This window comes from Bacillus sp. VA15 (genome assembly GCF_055721145.1).
Window position 1 is genome coordinate 71341 of the sequence record NZ_JBVQPQ010000007.1, and the last position, 18102, is coordinate 89442.

Consider the following 18102-nt stretch of genomic DNA (forward strand, 5'->3'; position numbering starts at 1 on the left):
CTCCTATTCAAACAATGAGTGGGAGATTTTTATTTTCATCACGGCAAAAATATACTGAAAAAGTCTCTCTCCATTGATATGATTGAGAAAGAGTAAAAATCATCCTTTTGCTATGCCATTTCACCTTTCTGAACGCTGAAACAGGAGGAAACATATATGCCAACCAAGCAACAAAAATCTAAAAGTAAATTGAAACCCTTTTTTGCATTAGTAAAGAAGACCAATCCTTCTTATGGAAAGCTTGCCTTTGCGCTGGCCCTCAGTATTGTGACCACGCTGGTCAGCCTGCTGATTCCATTATTAACGAAGCAGCTTGTCGACGGATTTTCCATGTCAAATCTGTCAGGCACGCAAATCGGGCTGATCGCGCTAGTTTTTTTCGTTCAGGCCGGTTTAAGCGCTTATGCCACCTATGCACTTAACTATAATGGGCAAAAAATCATCTCCGGACTGCGGGATTTATTATGGAAGAAATTAATTAAGCTCCCTGTCTCTTATTTCGATACAAACGCTTCCGGAGAAACAGTCAGCCGTGTAACGAATGATACGATGGTGGTCAAAGAACTGATTACAACCCATATCAGCGGATTTATTACAGGGATCATTTCTGTTATTGGATCACTGACAATCTTGTTTATTATGAATTGGAAGCTGACACTGCTTGTGTTAGTTGTCGTTCCGCTGGCAGCTCTTATTTTAATACCGATTGGCCGGAAGATGTTCTCCATTTCCCGGGAAACGCAAGATGAAACAGCCCGTTTTACAGGCTTGCTGAATCAAATTCTTCCGGAAATCAGACTCGTCAAGGCTTCAAATGCGGAGGATGTCGAATATGGGCGCGGGAAGATGGGGATTTCTTCATTATTTAAACTTGGAGTGCGTGAAGCAAAGGTTCAGTCGCTTGTCGGCCCGCTCATCTCACTCGTGTTAATGGCGGCGCTTGTGGCAGTTATCGGATACGGCGGCATGCAGGTGTCATCAGGTGAGCTCACCGCCGGAGCGCTCGTGGCTTTTATTTTATATTTGTTTCAAATTATTATGCCGATGGGCCAGATTACCACGTTCTTCACACAGCTCCAAAAATCAATTGGCGCAACAGAACGAATGATTGAGATTTTAGCAGAGGAAGAGGAAGATACAGTCACAGGAAAACAAATCGAAAACGCGCATTTGCCTATTCAGCTTGATCGTGTGTCTTTTGGATATAAGCCTGATCAGCTGATCTTGAAAGAGATCAGCGCTGTCATTGAAGCAGGAAAAGTAACAGCGATTGTCGGCCCGAGCGGCGGCGGGAAAACGACGCTGTTTAAGCTGCTTGAACGTTTCTATACTCCGACTGCAGGAACCATCCGGCTGGGGGACGATCCAGTTGATACTTACTCGCTTGAATCGTGGCGGGAGCACATCGGGTATGTATCACAGGAAAGCCCATTAATGTCAGGAACAATCAGAGAAAATATTTGCTACGGGTTAGAACGTGATGTTACAGATGCCGAGATCGAAAAAGCCGCGGAGATGGCATATGCGCTCAATTTTATAAAGGAGCTGCCGAATCAGCTTGATACAGAGGTGGGCGAACGCGGCATTATGCTGTCAGGCGGACAAAGACAGAGAATCGCGATTGCGAGAGCGCTTCTTCGTGATCCGAGCATTCTTATGCTCGATGAAGCCACCTCAAGCCTCGACAGCCAATCTGAAAAATCAGTTCAGCAGGCACTGGAGGTGCTGATGGAGGGCCGCACAACGATTGTCATCGCCCACCGCTTATCCACTGTTGTAGACGCGGACCAGCTTTTGTTTGTTGAAAAAGGAGAAATTACCGGGCGTGGAACACATCATGAATTAATGGCTTCCCATGATCTTTATAGGGATTTTGCTGAACAACAGCTGAAAATGAACGCAGATTTAGAAAACAAAGCCGGGTAAATTTTGGTCGAATCAGCCAGTAAAAAGCGGAGGGATTTTCCCAATCCTTCCTTTTGAACTATTGAGGGGCTTATGATTTATGGTATACTACTGACGGTAATATTGTATAAAACGGAGGGTAGTTGTGGGAAAACACACTTCTGAACATAAAAATCACGCACAAATTGTCCAGCTGCTTCAAGATGGACAATATTTTTTTCATAAAGGCTTGAAAGCGTATAAAGAGCGCAATCTGAAACGGGCAAGCAAACTGATTCAGCGCGCGGTTCACTTGGAGCCGGAGGATTCAGAGATGCTATCGCAGCTTGCGGTCATTTATTCAGAAATGGGCCAGTATCAAGAGTCGAACGATCTTCTTGATTATATCATGGCAAATCTGGAGGACGAAATGCCGGAGTGCCATTACTTTAAAGCGAATAACTTCGCCCATCTGGGGCTCTTTCAAGAAGCTTATAAAGAAGCGGCCGCTTATTCAGATGCGGACCCGGACGGTGAGTTCGCCGAAGAAAACGATAGTCTGCTTGATTTGCTCGATTTAGGAAACGACGGCATTGAGGATTCGTTGTATGATCAGGATGAACTGCTGATGAAACAGGATCGGGCAAAGTCATTGCTGGAAAGCGGCCAGCTTGCTGAAGCGGTTGCGGCGCTTGAGGAAATCACAGCAGAATATCCGGAGCTTTGGTCAGCATACAACAATCTGGCGCTTGCCTATTTCTATTCAGGAAACGTTGTAAAAGCGAAGCAAACCGCTTATGAAGTGCTTTCTCATAATGAAGGAAATCTTCACGCCTTATGCAATCTTCTTGTTTTCTACTATTATGAAAGAGAAGACGAAAAAGTGGCGGAATTGAGTGATCAGCTTTCTAATGTATATCCGATGCTGTTGGAACAGCGCTATAAACTGGGGGCCACTTTGGCGCTTGTCGGCCGTTACGAGATCGGATATAAATGGCTCAAATCATTATATAAAACCGGTTTTGAAGGTGACGATACATTCTTTTACTGGCTCTCGTGCTCCGCTTATTTTACGGGCCATACCGACTTTGCCGAGACGATCTGGAGAAAAGTCGAGTCGCAATATCCCGGAGAAGACCGCCCGGCTCCCTGGATTGAGCGGAGGGAAGCTCTTCCTTCATCTGTGGAACAGCGTCTCGCAGCCTATTATATCAGCAGCACAAAGGGAGAAACGGAGCATCTTGAAGCGGTGATACGCTCAAAGAGAATTACCGCTCCTTTCGAAAATCATTTTGTTAAGCTGCTGTTGAATGGAGATTCCGCGGCTGCTGACGTAACAGAGGATGCACTTTTTGCTTATCAAACCGTCAAATTATTAGAGCAAGCTGAAAAAGAAGAGATGAAAACAGAAGTCATGAGCTGCTGGGTATTCCATGTCATCCAGCAAATCCGTGCAGCCGCTCCGTTGAAAAATGAGAGGGGCTGGGCAGCGGCGATCTGTTATATTTGGAAAGAAGCCCACGGCAAGCATGACACGAAAAAAGACACAGCGGCCCGATTCGGCATCTCTCCGGCAACTTTGACGAAATATATGAAATATATTGATGATATTCTAGAATAAAATATTTTGAAGAGTCGATTTGTAGAATCGACTCTTTTTTCGTTTGATAGATTATATTAAGAAAATAATATCGACAGTTTTTTTACTCGTTTAAGAAAAATGACAGATGATGCGCGACTTGACATCTGTTTGAAACACAAATGTAATAAAATTTATCGCTAATTTGTCGAAACTTGATGGTATAATGATTCTCGTACATAAGGAATTAGTGTTTTTTACATATGATGTGAAATAAACGCTATACAACCAGAATAAGAGATGCACAGAATAATTAACCATAAACGACCATCATTCCTCGTAGAGTATGAGGAACGAAACTTGATGTTCAAAATACAATTCCAAATGAGAACAGGTTCACAGTAAAAGGGAGGATATAAAAAGTGAGAAAGAGTTTATTGACACTTGGTTTGGCTTCCGTCATCGGGACAAGCAGTTTTTTGATCCCATTTACAAGTAAAACTGCATCGGCGGAAACATTAGATGAAAAGAAACAAAAAATCGAAAGCAAGCAATCTGAGGTTGCTTCCAGTATTGAAGCAAAGGAAAAAGAATTAACTGAGCTTCAGGAGAACCAAACAAAGATTGAAAAAGAACTGAAAGACATTAACGCTAAGGCGCTTGATACAAGCAACAAGATCGAAGATAAAAAAGAAGAAAACGATAAAACAAAAGAAGAAATCAAAAAACTGAAAAAAGAGATTAAAGAGACAGAAGCCCGCATTGAAAAACGCAATGAAATCCTGAAAAAACGCGTTCGTTCTTTACAGGAAAGCGGCGGATCTCAAGGGTACATAGATGTCCTTTTAGGATCAACAAGCTTTGGTGATTTTATCTCTCGCGCCACTGCGGTTTCATCTATTGTGGATGCAGACAAAGATTTAATCAAGCAGCAAGAGCAGGATAAAGCGAAGCTTGAAGATTCTGAAGCGGATTTGAATAATAAGCTGAAAGAAGTTCAAGCTGCATTGGCTAAATTAGAAACAATGCAAAAAGATCTTGATAAACAGCTTGATGAAAAAGACAAGCTTTTCGACGAAGCAAAAGCAAGCCAGAAGAAAACGGCTGCCGCGATTTCTGAATTAAAATCAGAAGCGTCTAAACTTGCAAATCAAAAAGCAGATACTGAAGCTGAACAAGCACGCATCAAAAAAGAACAAGAAGCAGCGGCTGCTTTGATCAAAAAGCAGGAAGAAGCACAAAAAGCATCTGATGAAACACAAACAGATGACAGCCAAACGGCTACAACTGAATCAGCAAAAGCAAGCTCATCTGATAATGATTCTTCAGATAACTCTTCTAAGGGTTCGTCAAATAGTTCGTCTAACGGATCATCTTCTAAGAAGAGCAGCAGCTCAAACAGCAATTCAGGCGGCACTGTTATCAGCAACTCCGGCGGAATTGAAGGCGCGATCAGCGTTGGTTCAAGCATTGTAGGACAATCCCCGTACAAATTTGGCGGCGGACGCACTCAGTCTGATATCAACAACCGTATTTTTGACTGCTCATCATTCGTACGCTGGGCATACGCTTCTGCAGGTGTGAACCTTGGACCTGTCGGCGGAACAACAACTGATACGTTAGTTGGCAGAGGACAAGCTGTCAGCGCGTCCGAAATGAAACGTGGAGACCTTGTGTTCTTTGACACTTACAAAACAAACGGACACGTAGGAATCTACTTAGGAAACGGTACTTTCCTAAACGACAATACATCTCACGGTGTATCTGTTGACTCTATGAGCAACGTTTACTGGAAAAAAGCATTTAAAGGCGTTGTAAGACGTGTTGTTCAATAATAAATAAGACAAGGGCCTTCTCTGAACAGAAGGCTCTTTCTTTATTAACATGTATACCCGTTTACAATACATTTAATCGTGATGAGAAAAAAAGTGAGCAAAAAAATAGCGTATCACCATGAGATTTTATAGGATATGGGTAAGGAATACGTTTGATGGGGATTCTTATCATATAAGAAAAGCCCAAACTTGAAAAGATGGTTTAAGGAGTGAATAGTGTGTCAGAAGAAAAAATTTATGACGTGATTATAATCGGCGCGGGCCCTGCTGGGATGACGGCCGCTGTATACACCTCAAGAGCAAATTTATCGACATTAATGATTGAAAGAGGAATTCCAGGCGGGCAAATGGCCAATACGGAAGATGTAGAAAACTATCCTGGATTCGAAAGTATCCTTGGGCCTGAGCTTTCTAACAAAATGTTCGAACACGCGAAAAAATTCGGTGCTGAATACGCTTATGGTGATATTAAAGAAGTCGTTGACGGCAAAGAATACAAAGTGGTCAAAGCCGGTTCAAAAGAATATAAAGCACGTGCTGTCATCATAGCCGCAGGTGCGGAGTATAAAAAAATCGGCGTGCCTGGTGAGAAAGAATTGGGCGGCCGCGGTGTATCTTATTGTGCAGTATGTGACGGCGCTTTCTTTAAAGGCAAAGAGCTTGTTGTTGTTGGCGGGGGAGATTCCGCGGTTGAAGAGGGTGTGTATCTGACACGTTTCGCTTCAAAAGTAACGATTGTTCACAGACGTGATAAACTCCGTGCGCAAAGCATTCTTCAAGCGAGAGCATTTGATAATGAAAAAGTTGATTTCTTATGGAACAAAACCGTGAAGGAAATTCATGAGGAAAACGGCAAAGTCGGTAACGTAACGCTTGTCGATACGGTAACCGGTGAAGAAAGTGAATTCAAAACAGACGGCGTATTCATTTACATCGGCATGCTTCCTCTGTCTAAACCGTTTGAAAATCTGGGCATTACGAATGAAGAAGGCTACATCGAAACAAACGACCGCATGGAAACAAAGGTTGAAGGTATTTTCGCTGCCGGAGACATTCGCGAAAAGTCACTGCGCCAAATTGTAACGGCTACAGGAGACGGAAGTATTGCGGCACAAAGCGTACAGCATTATGTCGAAGAGCTCCAAGAAACGCTGAAAACTTTAAAATAAAAAGGGCTGTCATACGAGTTTCACATTACGTTACTGGGTTTTAATTCCGCTGTAACAGTTGTGTAATGCTTTTCGGTTATGATTAATAAAGTAATTGACCCCCTTTTTATAATGAATACACTTTTTTGGCACGGATTCTCCAGTTATCCGTGTCCTTTTTTTGTCCAAAAATAAAAGACGGATGCCTGTTACAGCAAATCACCTGAACTAAGAGATGAATATGCTGTAAAATAAAAGAAAAGATTGTCAATGTCTCTTCATTGTGGGAGGCATCTTGAAGCGGTATAATAAAGAGACGATGACAGGACGAGAAGGTTAGGTGAACGTACTTGCAAAGAGTGACAAATTGTGTGCTTCAGACGGATGACAAAGTCCTTCTGCTTCAAAAGCCGAGACGCGGCTGGTGGGTCGCGCCGGGAGGCAAGATGGAGAGCGGAGAATCAGTCAGAGACTCCGTCATCAGAGAGTACAGAGAAGAGACTGGTATCTATATCATAAATCCTCAGTTAAAAGGCGTTTTTACCTTTATTATTAAAGACGGTGACCACATTGTCTCTGAGTGGATGATGTTTACGTTTGTCGCTGATTCTTATACAGGGCAAAATGTAGCTGAATCAGAGGAAGGCAAGCTGCAGTGGCACGATGTCAATGACATTCAAAACCTGCCTATGGCGCCGGGAGACGGCCATATCCTTGATTTTATGATGAAGGGACAAGGGCTGCTGCACGGCACATTTACGTATACACCGGATTTTGAGCTGCTCAGTTATCGTTTAGACCCGCAGCATATCAAATAGAAAGACAAGTCAGGGGGGAGAAAGATGAGTGTTAGTGAATCACATGATATTCAGCTTGTCATTATAACCGGAATGTCGGGAGCGGGGAAAACTGTCGCTATTCAAAGCTTTGAAGATCTCGGCTATTTCTGCGTCGATAATCTTCCGCCTTCATTGCTTCCGAAATTTTTAGAGCTGATGAAGGAATCAAATTCAAAAATGAGCAAGGTTGCGCTTGTGATGGATTTGCGCGGCCGTGAATTTTTTGACCGGCTAATTGAAGCACTGGATGAAATGGCGGAAAATCCGTGGATTACCCCGCGAATTTTATTCTTGGACGCGAAGGATTCCATTCTTGTCACGAGATATAAAGAAACGAGACGTTCGCATCCTCTGGCAGTGACGGGCCTGCCGCTTGAAGGCATCGCGCTGGAACGTGAGCTTCTTGAGGAATTAAAAGGCCGCTCTCAAATCATTTACGATACGTCAGACATGAAGCCGCGTGATTTACGCGAAAAAATCGTAAAGCACTTTGCGTCAAACCAAGGAGAGACATTTACCGTGAATGTCATGTCATTTGGTTTTAAATACGGTATTCCGATTGACGCAGATCTCGTCTTTGATGTCAGATTTTTGCCGAATCCTTACTATATCGAAAGCATGAGGCCGCTGACTGGCAAGGATGAAGAGGTTTCCTCTTACGTCATGAAGTGGAATGAAACGCAAAAGTTCAATGAAAAATTAATCGATTTGCTGAGCTTTATGCTTCCATCTTACAAAAGAGAAGGAAAAAGCCAGGTCGTCATTGCAATCGGCTGCACAGGGGGCCAGCACCGCTCTGTGACACTTGCCGAGAATTTAGCTGGTTATTTCAAAAAGGATTACTATACTCATGTTACTCACCGGGACATTGAAAAGAGAAGCCGGAAATAAGATGGGACAAAAGCCGAAAATTGCAATCTTTGGCGGTGGTACGGGTCTTTCTGTATTGCTTCGGGGCTTAAAGCATAAACCTGTTGACATTACGGCCATTGTGACAGTTGCCGATGATGGGGGAAGCTCTGGCCGTCTGCGGGATGAACTGAAAATTCCGCCTCCCGGAGACATCAGAAATGTGCTTGCCGCTTTATCCGATGTGGAGCCGCTTGTTGAAGATCTCTTTCAGCACCGCTTCAATAAGGGGAATGACTTAACAGGCCATTCTCTCGGGAATTTGATTTTGGCAGCGATGACAAATATAACCGGTGATTTTTTTCACGCTGTCACAGAAATGAGCAAGGTGCTGAATGTAAGAGGAAAGGTTTTGCCAGCTGCCAATGCCAGTGTCGTTCTGCATGCTGAGATGGAAGACGGCCGCGTGGTTTCAGGCGAGTCCACGATCCCGGCGTCCGGACAGCGCATTAAGCGTGTTTTCCTCACGCCTGAACATATTGATCCGCTGCCGGAAACGATAGACGTGATCAGGGAAGCGGATTTGATTATTATCGGTCCGGGAAGCCTCTATACAAGCATTCTTCCCAATTTGCTCGTCCCGAAAATCGGGGAAGAAGTGGTGAAGGCGCCAGCGAAAAAAGTATACATTTGCAACGTAATGACTCAGCCCGGCGAAACACTCCATTACACCGCAGCTGATCATGTGAAAGCGCTCAATCAGCATATGGGCTGTGGTTTTATTGATACGATATTAGTGAACAGCGAAGACATTCCTGACGAAATAAAACGTAAGTACGAAATGGAATCGGCGCGTCCTGTTGATTTTGATATCGAGGAGCTGAAAACAATGGGGCTTGAAGTCATCAGAGATCAAATCGTAACGTATAAAAATGACGTAATTCGTCACGATACACATAAAGTGGCCTCTCTTCTTGTCGATTTACTAAAAGAATGAAGCCAGAAATGAGGTGGCTATATGTCATTTGCATCAGAAACAAAAAAAGAATTAACGAATCTGGAAGTGAAAGACTGCTGCATTAACGCAGAGCTGTCGGCGCTTATCCGGATGAACGGAGCGTTATCATTTACAAACCGCCATCTCGTACTTGATGTTCAAACCGAAAATGCGGCGATTGCCCGCCGCATCTATACATTGCTGAAAAAACAATATGATGTGTCGGTCGAGCTGCTGGTCAGAAAGAAAATGCGGCTGAAAAAGAATAACGTCTATATTGTGCGTTTTTCAGAAAATGCAAAAGCGATCTTAGAGGATTTAAAAATACTCGGGGAGAATTTTGTGTTTGAACGAAGTATTTCGAAAGAGCTGGTCAAAAAGAGATGCTGCAAGCGTTCTTATATGAGAGGGGCATTTTTGGCAGGAGGTTCGGTCAATAACCCGGAAACCTCCTCGTATCATTTAGAAATCTTCTCTCTTTATAAGGAGCATAACGATTCATTATGCGACCTGTTAAATGAGTTTCAATTAAACAGTAAAACGCTCGAACGGAAAAAAGGCTATATCACCTATCTAAAAGAGGCGGAAAAGATTACTGAGTTTCTGAACGTGATCGGCGCCCACAATTCGCTTCTGCGATTTGAGGATGTCAGAATCGTCAGGGATATGAGAAATTCGGTCAACCGCCTCGTCAATTGTGAAACAGCCAACTTAAACAAAACGATCGGCGCTTCGCTCAGACAGGTGGAGAATATTAAATACATCGATGAAAGAATCGGTCTGGATGCGCTTCCTGAAAAACTTCGGGAAATCGCGCAGCTGCGAATTGATTATCAGGAAGTGACGCTGAAAGAGCTGGGGGAAATGGTAGCAAGCGGGAAAATCAGCAAATCAGGGATCAATCACAGGCTGAGAAAACTTGACGAAATCGCAGAACAGCTGCGGACAGGGCAAACCGTCACTTTAAAATAACCGTAAAGAAAAGGGGAGATCTTATGGTTCAACAGAAAGTGGAAGTTCGATTAAAGACAGGACTGCAGGCGCGTCCTGCTGCTTTGTTTGTACAAGAGGCAAACCGGTTTACGTCAGATGTGTTTCTTGAGAAGGATGGGAAAAAAGTAAACGCAAAAAGCATCATGGGGCTGATGAGTCTTGCGGTAAGCACAGGCACTGTGGTTACCTTGATTGCCCAGGGAGAAGACGAACAAGAAGCGCTTGAAAAGCTGGCTGCTTACGTTCAAGAAGAAGTTTAGGTGATAAAAGATGAATGACTTTCTAAAAGAATGCTTTCAGAAAATCGGCTGGGAGAAAGACCATGTCAGCTTCGGCGATCTCCCCCTTTTTCTTAAAGCAATGGCATACCGTTTTCCATTTGAAAACCGCGCCGTACTCGCAAAAGAGAATTATAAGGTAACAAAAGAAGAGCTGTGGCGCCGCCTGGTCAAAGAACACCACGGCGGCCTTTGCTACGATTTAAATGGCTTCCTTTATTTTGTCTTGCGTGAGGCCGGGTTTCAGGTGAAGCTCATTCGGGGAACGATTTATGCCGGAAAACAAGAAGAGTGGGCGTTAGACAGAACGCATGCTGCTGTATTGCTGTCTGTGGAAAAAGGCGAGTATATCGTTGATATCGGCTTCGGCATCAACCTGGCGCTCCAGCCGATACCGCTTTCTGGAGAAACGGTACAATCATCTGTTGGTTCATTCCGAATCAAAGAAGAAGAGACAGAAAAGGGCAGCCATGTTCTGTTGATGGACAAAGGGGAAGGCTGGCAAATCGGTTACGCCTTTACCCTTGAAGAGAGCAATGCCGGTGATTTAGATGACATGAAGGACATGATTCATTCTCATGAAAAATCTCCTTTTAACAAATCACTGCTTGCCTCAAAGCTGACACCGAACGGACGGATGGTCATGTCAGACCGCCATTTCACCATTCATGAAAACGGCGGTGAAGGCCAAAAAAGTGACATCGGCCCTTCAGAGTTTGAAGAGAAATTAAATACTCATTTTTTGTAACGTGAAAAGCTTGCAGCATGTCTGCAAGCTTTTTCTTATGAGCAAGTGTAGATTGCTGCATCAAATGCATCTTCTGGGATATACAGTTTTCCCTTTTCGTATTTATAAGGAATTTCATTCTCTTTAAAGCACTCTTTGGTATAGTCAGTTAGCGTATCCCCAATTTCTATGTATTTCCCGGTATAGTTGGGCTGACATGCTGAAAGAATTGACGTAATTGCCAGAAACAGCATGATTTTCTTCATCACGACACCTGCCTATTATGAAAATTTTACCTTTATCATTCTATCATAACAAAAAGAAAAAGACCGATTTACTATTCCGCACATGCTATAATAATTTTGGAATCTTCTAGAAAAATCATCGTGATGTACATATAAGGGGGATCAACGTGTATCGAATTTTGCTTGTGGAAGATGATGAGCGGATTGCTGCTTTGTTGGGCGGGCATCTTCAAAAATACGGATATGAAGTGAAAATTGCTGAACAGCTGAATGATATAAAATTGGAGTTTGCGGAAATGAAGCCGGATCTGGTGCTGCTTGATATCAATCTTCCTTTTTTTGACGGGTTTTATTGGTGCAGGCAAATCCGTACCATTTCTAATGCGCCGATTATCTTTATATCAGCGCGGACCGATGAGCTGAATCAGGTAATGGCGATTGAAAATGGCGGCGATGATTATATCACCAAGCCGTTCCATTTAGAGGTAGTGATGGCCAAAATCAAAAGCGTCCTGCGCCGAACATATGGTGAATACTCGCCTTCTTTGTCACAGGAATCAAGAATAGTTGAGCTTGGCGGGCTGACGATTTATCCTGATCAGAATGAGGCCGAGTGGAACAGCACCCGCATCTTGTTTTCACAAAAAGAATTTCAGCTTCTATCGATTTTCGTGAGGGAGCATAAAAAAATCGTCTCCCGTGATGAATTATTGGAGGCGTTATGGGATGACGTTGATTTTGTCGATGATAATACGCTAACGGTCAATGTCAATCGGCTGCGGAAAAAACTGGAGAATGCTGGACTGAAAGATTGCATTTCAACGATAAGAGGACAAGGCTATCAATTTCAAGTCAATCGGAAGGATGAACCGGAGTGTTAAAGACTTATCTCATCGACCGCTTCGCTATTATTCTATTTGCATTATTAGGGATAGGAGCTGCCACGCTGATTGCGTATTTAAGCATCATAGAGAGCGGCGCAGAACCTCCTGCAGAAAATATGATATACATGTGGGTCTTGCCTGGTGTTCTTTTAGCTGCCGGTTTTGCTGCTGATTACGTACGGCAATTTTCCTTTCTGACTTATGTCAAAAAGCTTGCAGAACAAGCGCCTTCTTCAAATGACATCGGCCAGTCTTTGAAAGCCCGAAAGCCAAGAACACGAGAGCAGGCGCTTTGGACGAAAATGATCAATGCACTCGGGCAGCAATACGAAGGCAGGCTCTTACAATATAACAATCAGCAAAAACAGCATTATACCTTCACCAATCAATGGGTCCACCATATGAAAACACCGGTATCTGTCATTTCCTTAATGATTCAAGAAGGAAAAAATGGAACCTCTTCTTCTTTTCCGACGTTTTTAGAGGAGCTGGAGGATGAAAATGAGAGGTTTCGCCATGGTCTTGATATGATGCTGCAAACGGCCCGGCTGGAGGAATTTGCGTTTGATGTAAGGCCGCAAACCTTTGATGTAACCGAGCTTGTCCGTTCACTTATTAATCAGGAAAAACGGCAGTTTATCAAACGGCGCCTTTTCCCAAAATTACATGTGCCGCCAAACACCGTTCAGATTTCAAGTGATCAAAAATGGCTTTCCTTTGTTGTCGAGCAAATCCTTTTCAATGCCTTAAAATACTCAAAGCAAGGTGAGGGAGACCATATTACAATCCGGATTGAAACAGAGGGACATGAAACGCGCTTATCGATTGCTGATGAAGGCATCGGCATACCGCCGCAGGATCTGCCGCGGATTTTTGATGCGTTTTTTACAGGGGAAAACGGACGAAGCATGTCAGAGGCAACGGGAATGGGCCTTTATTTAGCAAAACAGGTGTGCACCCGGCTTGGCCATCAGCTGTATGCGGAATCAAAAGAAGGGGCGGGCACTGTGATGACCATCGTGTTTTCAAGTGACACCTTAGTGAATGTGACAGCATTGTAAGGTTGGGGAGCGGAATTGAAAGAAAGTTCGATGGGAGGCTGCTGACTTCCTTTTTATAATAAAGAAAAAGGAGGAGCAGAACATGAACGTGTTACAAACAACGAACCTGTCAAAAACGTACTATTCAAATAAAGGAACGATATCATACCAAGCGCTCAGCGACTTTGATCTCAATGTGACGAAAGGAGAATTTGTCGGGATTATGGGGCCGTCGGGAAGCGGAAAAACCACGCTCCTGAATTTGCTGGCCACCATTGATAAACCGACCCAGGGCGAGATGATGATTAACGGCATTCAGCCGAAAACGTTAAAGGATCAAGACCTGGCTCTGTTTCGCAGAAGAGAACTCGGCTTCGTCTTTCAGGATTTTAATCTGCTTGATACGCTGACGATTCGGGAAAATATTCTCTTGCCGCTTGCATTGGACAAGGTAAAGCTGAGAGAAATGGAAGCCCGCTTGGGAGAACTGGCGGATACGCTGCAAATCAAGCATATTCTTGACCACCGGACATATGAGGTATCGGGCGGGCAGCAGCAGCGCGCGGCCTGTGCCAGAGCGATTATTCACAATCCGGCGCTCATTCTTGCCGATGAACCGACGGGAAACCTTGATTCAAAATCGGCTAAGCAAGTGATGAACACGCTGGCTCAGCTGAATGAAGAAAAGGAAGCGACAATTTTATTGGTCACGCATGATGCCACAGCGGCAAGCTTCTGTAAACGGATTGTGTTTATTAAAGACGGACGTTTCTTTTCAGAGATTCATAGAGGGTCAAACCAGCAGGTGTTTTATCAAAGTATACTGGATACCTTGAGTGTGTTGGGAGGCGATTTTCATGAATTTGAGAACCATCGCCCGTAAAAACATTCTTGGGAATCTGCAACGATATGTCGCCTACTTTCTAAGCTGTGTATTTGCCGTTTCGGTGTTTTTTGTCTTCACATCTTTTATTTTTCATCCAGATGTCAATGAAGACAATGTATATGGCGGAAGCCTTGTCAAAACGTGCTTGAGCGCAGCCCTTGTCGTCATCATTGTATTTTGTATATTTTTTATTTCATATTCGAATTCAGCATTTTTGCAAGCGAGAAAGAAAGAGTTTGGGCTGCTGACGCTGTTCGGAACATCAAAGCAGCAGCTCCGCAAGATGATTTATTATGAGCAGTCACTCATTTCTCTAGCGGCGATTGCTGCCGGCATTGGAGCAGGGCTGTTATTTTCAAAACTGTTTTTTATGATCATGACTTGGATGCTCAGCGTGAAGGTGCCGATCTCGTTTGTCATGGTGCCGAAAGCGTTTGTGATGACAGCTGTGGGCTTTCTCATCCTGTTTCAGACGCTGCTCATTTTATCACTGGCACGGATTCGCAAGCTGGAAATCATTGAGCTGATTAAATCGGCTCAAAAGCCGAAAAGCTTGCCGGCCTATTCGAAATGGCTCACTGTGCTGTCTTTGCTGTGTCTGGCTGGCGGTTATTATCTATCTGCCACAGCGAATGCAATTGATATGGTATTTCGTGTCTTTCCGATTTTGATTTTAGTGTTAATCGGGACGTATTTCTTTTTTACACAAAGCAGTGTGGCGTTTTTCCGCATGCTGTACAGAAAGAAACAAAGCTTTTATAAAGGAACGAATATCATTGTCCGTTCCAACATGATATTCAGGTTGAAGGATCATGCACGCATGCTGTTTTTAACTTCTATCATTACAGCGGTCATTTTAACCGCTACAGGTGTTATCTATATGTTTTATGCTGATTTAGAAAGACAGGAGGAGCAAAGCATTCCTCAATCTGTCGCCTGGGTAGAAAAAGACGCTTCCAGCTTTCAGGTTATGAAGCCTGAGACGGCTGAGAATACATTGAAAAAAGCTGATGCTAATATCAAGTATAAGGTGGATGCCACAGGGATTCCTGTCACTTTTCAATCAGACTTGCCGTATGGAAACAGGAAAGCGGAAGCGGAGGCTTTGCTGATTTCAGAGAAAATTTATAATCAAGTCGCAAAGGAAAAAGGTTTCCCTGTTATTCATTTACAAGAAAATGAAGCGTTTATTAATGTTCCGTTTCAAATGATGGTAAAAGATACATTTGGTGAAGGGGAAAAAGCAGCATTTCATATGAAGTCAGGAAAAACACTTTCCTACGTCATGAAAAAGCAGCAAAACAAAGGGATATTGATGCCAGTTGAAGGAGTCAGCCGTTTATTAGTCGTCAGCGAAAACAGCTTTGACAGCCTTACTCAGGAAGTGCCGCTGAAGGAACAGATGAGAGTGGTAGGTTATGAGCTTGAGCATTGGCAGGAGACGGTAGATGTCTCTGAAAAGCTTGGAAATATGGTGCCGAAGGAACATACATCTGATTTTCAAACGCGTGCTCCTAATTTTCAAATTGTGAAGCAGGGAGTCGCATTAATGCTGTTTATCGGTCTGTTTGTCAGCGTGCTGTTTTTTATCGTGCAAGGAAGCATGCTGTACTTGCGGATGTTTACGGAAATAGAAGATACGAGAGTCCAAGTTTTAGCATTAAAGAGAATGGGGATTACGGACAAAGAGATTCACTCCATCCTCGGAAAGCAAATTGGATTTTTGTTCTTCATCCCATTTATCGCGGGCACAATTCACGCCGGTTTTGCGTATGCAGCGTTAAGCAACATGCTGAATTCCAACTTATTTCTTGAGGCTGTGATTGTCATCTTCATTTATTTTGTGTTCCAGGCTGTTTATTATATCGTCACCCGCCATATTTATAAGCGTGCTGTTCTTCAGCATATGTAATATAAAATCCGGTCTGGATCAGACCGGATTTTTGTTTATTGGAATTCTCTTGTGAGATTTTTCGGTGTTTGCCCTTGAATGGCTGCGATCATGTTTTCGGCAGCCTGTTTACACATATTAAAGCGCACTTTCGCTGTTGCTGAGCCGATATGCGGCAGTAAAGTAACATTATCTAGCTGCAAGAGCGGATTGTCTTTTGCGACAGGTTCTTCTTCATACACGTCTAAGCCGGCGCCACGAATCCATCCTTCTTGAAGGGCATGGATGAGGGCCTTTTCATCAACCGTCTTTCCCCGGGAAATATTGACGAAAATTGCTGAATCCTTCATCTTCTTAAATTCGCGTTCCCCTATCATGTGATACGTTTCATCAGTCAGCGGCGTAATGAGAAGAATAAAATCAGATTGTTCGAGCAATGTATCAAGCTCAGCGTACTTGACGCCGATGCTGTCTTCCGTTTCTTGTTTCCGATGGCGGTTATGATAAAGCACTTCCATATCGAAGCCGAATTTGGCGCGTCTCGCTGCTTGTTCGCCGATTCTGCCCATGCCGATTATGCCTAACGTCTGATGATGAACGTCAATGCCGAAAAGCGCTTCCTCTTCAACTGTTCCCCATTTTCCGGCTCTGACGAAACGGTCCAGTTCGGCAACACGTCTGGCGGAAGATAGAATCAGAGAAAAGGCCAGATCCGCGACCGTGTCATCCAGTGTATAAGGTGTATGAGTGCCAAGGACACCTCTTTCTTTCATGGCTTCTATATCGAAGTTATCATAGCCTACGGATTGATTGCTGACCACTTTGAGCTTAGGCGCATGCTCCAGCAATTCACGATTGATTGACGGTCCGGACGTTCCTGAAGTTAAAAGCCCTTCTGCCTCTTTTAATTTCTCAAATAGCACGTCATTCGGAAGCGTATCCTCCTGCCATATTTCATAACGGCAATGTTCACCGATGAATGCTTCAATCTCTTCAGGAATCGGTTTTGTGATCAATACAAATGGTTTCATCAAGGCTCCCCCTTTATGGCTGTTGTCTATTTAATTATATCGGAAATAAATAGATGTTAAAAATATAGCTGTGTCTTTTTAAATTTCTGGTTCTTTTGAACTTAAAATGGATATTGAAATTGATTGAACAGCTAAATCTGCTTAAAAAAGTTTTTTAATTATCTGAATTCACCTATATTTTTTGTCAGACAAATCTCAATATGCGAGCTGTAGCCGGATTATAGGATTCAATAAATATAAATTTTATTATCTTTGAAAGATATAAATTTTTATGCTTTTATTCTACAGTCCAATTATAGTGTCTTTTTTTGAAAGCCTTTTCGCGGCGTGTTCCTATGCTATAATTCCTTACTGTAAGCTGGGTAAGAAGGCTTGCAAAATCATATGGATGGGAGATGAATCAAATGGTTTCTTTAACATCAATTTTGGAACACAATCAGCGGTTTGTCAGAGAGAAGAAGTATGAACCGTACAAAACGACAAAATTTCCTTCAAAAAAGCTCGTCATTGTCACCTGTATGGATACACGGCTCACAGAACTTCTTCCGCAAGCAATGGGGCTTAAAAACGGTGATGCTAAAATTGTAAAAAACGCGGGAGCCATCGTTTCTCACCCATTTGGAAGCGTGATGCGAAGCATACTGGTTGCGATTTATGAATTGCAGGCTGAAGAGGTGTGCATTGTCGGTCACCATGAGTGCGGGATGTCAGGATTAAATGCAACTTCGATTCTCGAGAAAGCAAAGGAACGCGGAGTGGAAGAAAGCTGCCTGAATTTGCTGTCGAGCGCCGGACTCGATTTGAAATCATGGCTGACCGGCTTTCACAGCGTAGAAGAAAGCGTTTCCCACAGTGTGAATATGATCAAGAATCATCCGCTGCTGCCGAAAAAGGTGCCGGTGCACGGGCTTGTCATTCACCCTGAAACAGGAAAACTTGATGTCGTCATTAACGGTTATGAAACTGAGCTCATAAACACAAATTCATAAGGGAGGT

17 protein-coding genes are annotated in these 18102 nt (G+C 43.4%); 15 read left to right on the plus strand and 2 right to left on the minus strand.

Going from position 1 to position 18102, the window contains the following annotated elements:
* Window positions 1–156: 156 nt before the first annotated feature.
* The 10 genes from bmrA to AC0DBE_RS16985 all read left to right on the plus strand — a co-directional run bounded on the left by bmrA (window position 157) and on the right by AC0DBE_RS16985 (window position 11150).
* The gene (gene bmrA, locus AC0DBE_RS16940; protein ID WP_061187859.1) at window positions 157–1926 is read left to right on the plus strand and encodes a multidrug resistance ABC transporter ATP-binding protein/permease BmrA; all 1770 of its coding nucleotides are present in this window, start codon (window positions 157–159) and stop codon (window positions 1924–1926) included.
* 124 nt (window positions 1927–2050) lie between these two features.
* The gene (locus tag AC0DBE_RS16945; RefSeq protein ID WP_061187860.1) at window positions 2051–3505 is read left to right on the plus strand and encodes a tetratricopeptide repeat protein; all 1455 of its coding nucleotides are present in this window, start codon (window positions 2051–2053) and stop codon (window positions 3503–3505) included.
* Between the two features lie 380 nt (window positions 3506–3885).
* Window positions 3886–5298, plus strand: coding sequence for a peptidoglycan DL-endopeptidase CwlO (cwlO, locus tag AC0DBE_RS16950; protein WP_014115285.1), 1413 nt, complete (start codon window positions 3886–3888; stop codon window positions 5296–5298).
* Window positions 5299–5516: 218 nt separating this feature from the next.
* Window positions 5517–6467, plus strand: a complete 951-nt coding sequence (trxB, locus tag AC0DBE_RS16955; protein ID WP_003228139.1) for a thioredoxin-disulfide reductase — start codon at window positions 5517–5519, stop codon at window positions 6465–6467.
* Window positions 6468–6796: 329 nt separating this feature from the next.
* Window positions 6797–7264 carry an 8-oxo-dGTP diphosphatase gene (locus AC0DBE_RS16960; protein WP_014115283.1) on the plus strand — a complete coding sequence of 156 codons (468 nt, stop codon included), beginning with the start codon at window positions 6797–6799 and terminating at the stop codon, window positions 7262–7264.
* Window positions 7265–7288: 24 nt separating this feature from the next.
* Window positions 7289–8176: an RNase adapter RapZ gene (gene rapZ, locus AC0DBE_RS16965; RefSeq protein WP_014115282.1), complete on the plus strand. Its 888-nt coding sequence runs from the start codon at window positions 7289–7291 to the stop codon at window positions 8174–8176.
* A gap of 1 nt (window position 8177) precedes the next feature.
* Window positions 8178–9131, plus strand: a complete 954-nt coding sequence (gene mgfK / locus AC0DBE_RS16970; RefSeq protein ID WP_061188072.1) for a gluconeogenesis morphogenetic factor — start codon at window positions 8178–8180, stop codon at window positions 9129–9131.
* A 21-nt stretch (window positions 9132–9152) separates the two neighbouring features.
* Window positions 9153–10103 (plus strand): DNA-binding protein WhiA, encoded by a 951-nt coding sequence (gene whiA, locus AC0DBE_RS16975; protein WP_003219831.1) that lies wholly within the window; start codon window positions 9153–9155, stop codon window positions 10101–10103.
* A gap of 23 nt (window positions 10104–10126) precedes the next feature.
* Window positions 10127–10384: an HPr family phosphocarrier protein gene (locus tag AC0DBE_RS16980; protein WP_472962977.1), complete on the plus strand. Its 258-nt coding sequence runs from the start codon at window positions 10127–10129 to the stop codon at window positions 10382–10384.
* Window positions 10385–10394: 10 nt separating this feature from the next.
* Window positions 10395–11150: an arylamine N-acetyltransferase family protein gene (locus AC0DBE_RS16985; protein ID WP_472962979.1), complete on the plus strand. Its 756-nt coding sequence runs from the start codon at window positions 10395–10397 to the stop codon at window positions 11148–11150.
* Window positions 11151–11185: 35 nt separating this feature from the next.
* Here AC0DBE_RS16985 and AC0DBE_RS16990 read toward each other — a convergent pair whose 3' ends face one another.
* On the minus strand, window positions 11186–11395 hold the full coding sequence (locus AC0DBE_RS16990) for a hypothetical protein (RefSeq protein ID WP_061187863.1): 210 nt from the start codon (window positions 11393–11395) through the stop codon (window positions 11186–11188).
* Window positions 11396–11541: 146 nt separating this feature from the next.
* Here AC0DBE_RS16990 and psdR point away from each other — a divergent pair, with 146 nt between their 5' ends.
* From psdR to AC0DBE_RS17010, 4 genes are all read left to right on the plus strand, one after another.
* The gene (psdR, locus tag AC0DBE_RS16995; RefSeq protein ID WP_014115278.1) at window positions 11542–12255 is read left to right on the plus strand and encodes a two-component system response regulator PsdR; all 714 of its coding nucleotides are present in this window, start codon (window positions 11542–11544) and stop codon (window positions 12253–12255) included.
* Entirely contained in the window at window positions 12249–13319 is a 1071-nt protein-coding gene (locus AC0DBE_RS17000) for a HAMP domain-containing histidine kinase (RefSeq protein WP_087987564.1), read from the plus strand. Before psdR ends, AC0DBE_RS17000 begins: the two co-directional genes overlap by 7 nt.
* 82 nt (window positions 13320–13401) lie before the next feature.
* Window positions 13402–14181 (plus strand): lantibiotic ABC transporter ATP-binding protein PsdA, encoded by a 780-nt coding sequence (gene psdA, locus AC0DBE_RS17005; protein WP_014115276.1) that lies wholly within the window; start codon window positions 13402–13404, stop codon window positions 14179–14181.
* On the plus strand, window positions 14156–16096 hold the full coding sequence (locus tag AC0DBE_RS17010) for an ABC transporter permease (RefSeq protein ID WP_472962983.1): 1941 nt from the start codon (window positions 14156–14158) through the stop codon (window positions 16094–16096). Before psdA ends, AC0DBE_RS17010 begins: the two co-directional genes overlap by 26 nt.
* 35 nt (window positions 16097–16131) lie before the next feature.
* Here the strand turns inward: AC0DBE_RS17010 and AC0DBE_RS17015 are convergent, their stop codons facing one another.
* Window positions 16132–17109 (minus strand): 2-hydroxyacid dehydrogenase, encoded by a 978-nt coding sequence (locus tag AC0DBE_RS17015; RefSeq protein ID WP_080010106.1) that lies wholly within the window; start codon window positions 17107–17109, stop codon window positions 16132–16134.
* Window positions 17110–17501: 392 nt separating this feature from the next.
* Between AC0DBE_RS17015 and AC0DBE_RS17020 the strand changes: the two genes are divergently transcribed.
* Window positions 17502–18095 carry a beta-class carbonic anhydrase gene (locus AC0DBE_RS17020; protein ID WP_072182636.1) on the plus strand — a complete coding sequence of 198 codons (594 nt, stop codon included), beginning with the start codon at window positions 17502–17504 and terminating at the stop codon, window positions 18093–18095.
* The last annotated feature ends 7 nt before the right edge of the window (window positions 18096–18102 follow it).

Bases quoted from the DNA above. Each gene is read 5' to 3' on its own strand.
- AC0DBE_RS16990 (WP_061187863.1), bottom strand. From the start codon at position 11,395: ATGAAGAAAATCATGCTGTTTCTGGCAATTACGTCAATTCTTTCAGCA.
- bmrA (WP_061187859.1), top strand. From the start codon at position 157: ATGCCAACCAAGCAACAAAAATCTAAAAGTAAATTGAAACCCTTTTTT.
- whiA (WP_003219831.1), top strand. From the start codon at position 9,153: ATGTCATTTGCATCAGAAACAAAAAAAGAATTAACGAATCTGGAAGTG.
- AC0DBE_RS17010 (WP_472962983.1), top strand. From the start codon at position 14,156: ATGAATTTGAGAACCATCGCCCGTAAAAACATTCTTGGGAATCTGCAA.
- mgfK (WP_061188072.1), top strand. From the start codon at position 8,178: ATGGGACAAAAGCCGAAAATTGCAATCTTTGGCGGTGGTACGGGTCTT.
- AC0DBE_RS16985 (WP_472962979.1), top strand. From the start codon at position 10,395: ATGAATGACTTTCTAAAAGAATGCTTTCAGAAAATCGGCTGGGAGAAA.
- rapZ (WP_014115282.1), top strand. From the start codon at position 7,289: ATGAGTGTTAGTGAATCACATGATATTCAGCTTGTCATTATAACCGGA.
- AC0DBE_RS17020 (WP_072182636.1), top strand. From the start codon at position 17,502: ATGAATCAAATGGTTTCTTTAACATCAATTTTGGAACACAATCAGCGG.
- psdA (WP_014115276.1), top strand. From the start codon at position 13,402: ATGAACGTGTTACAAACAACGAACCTGTCAAAAACGTACTATTCAAAT.
- AC0DBE_RS16980 (WP_472962977.1), top strand. From the start codon at position 10,127: ATGGTTCAACAGAAAGTGGAAGTTCGATTAAAGACAGGACTGCAGGCG.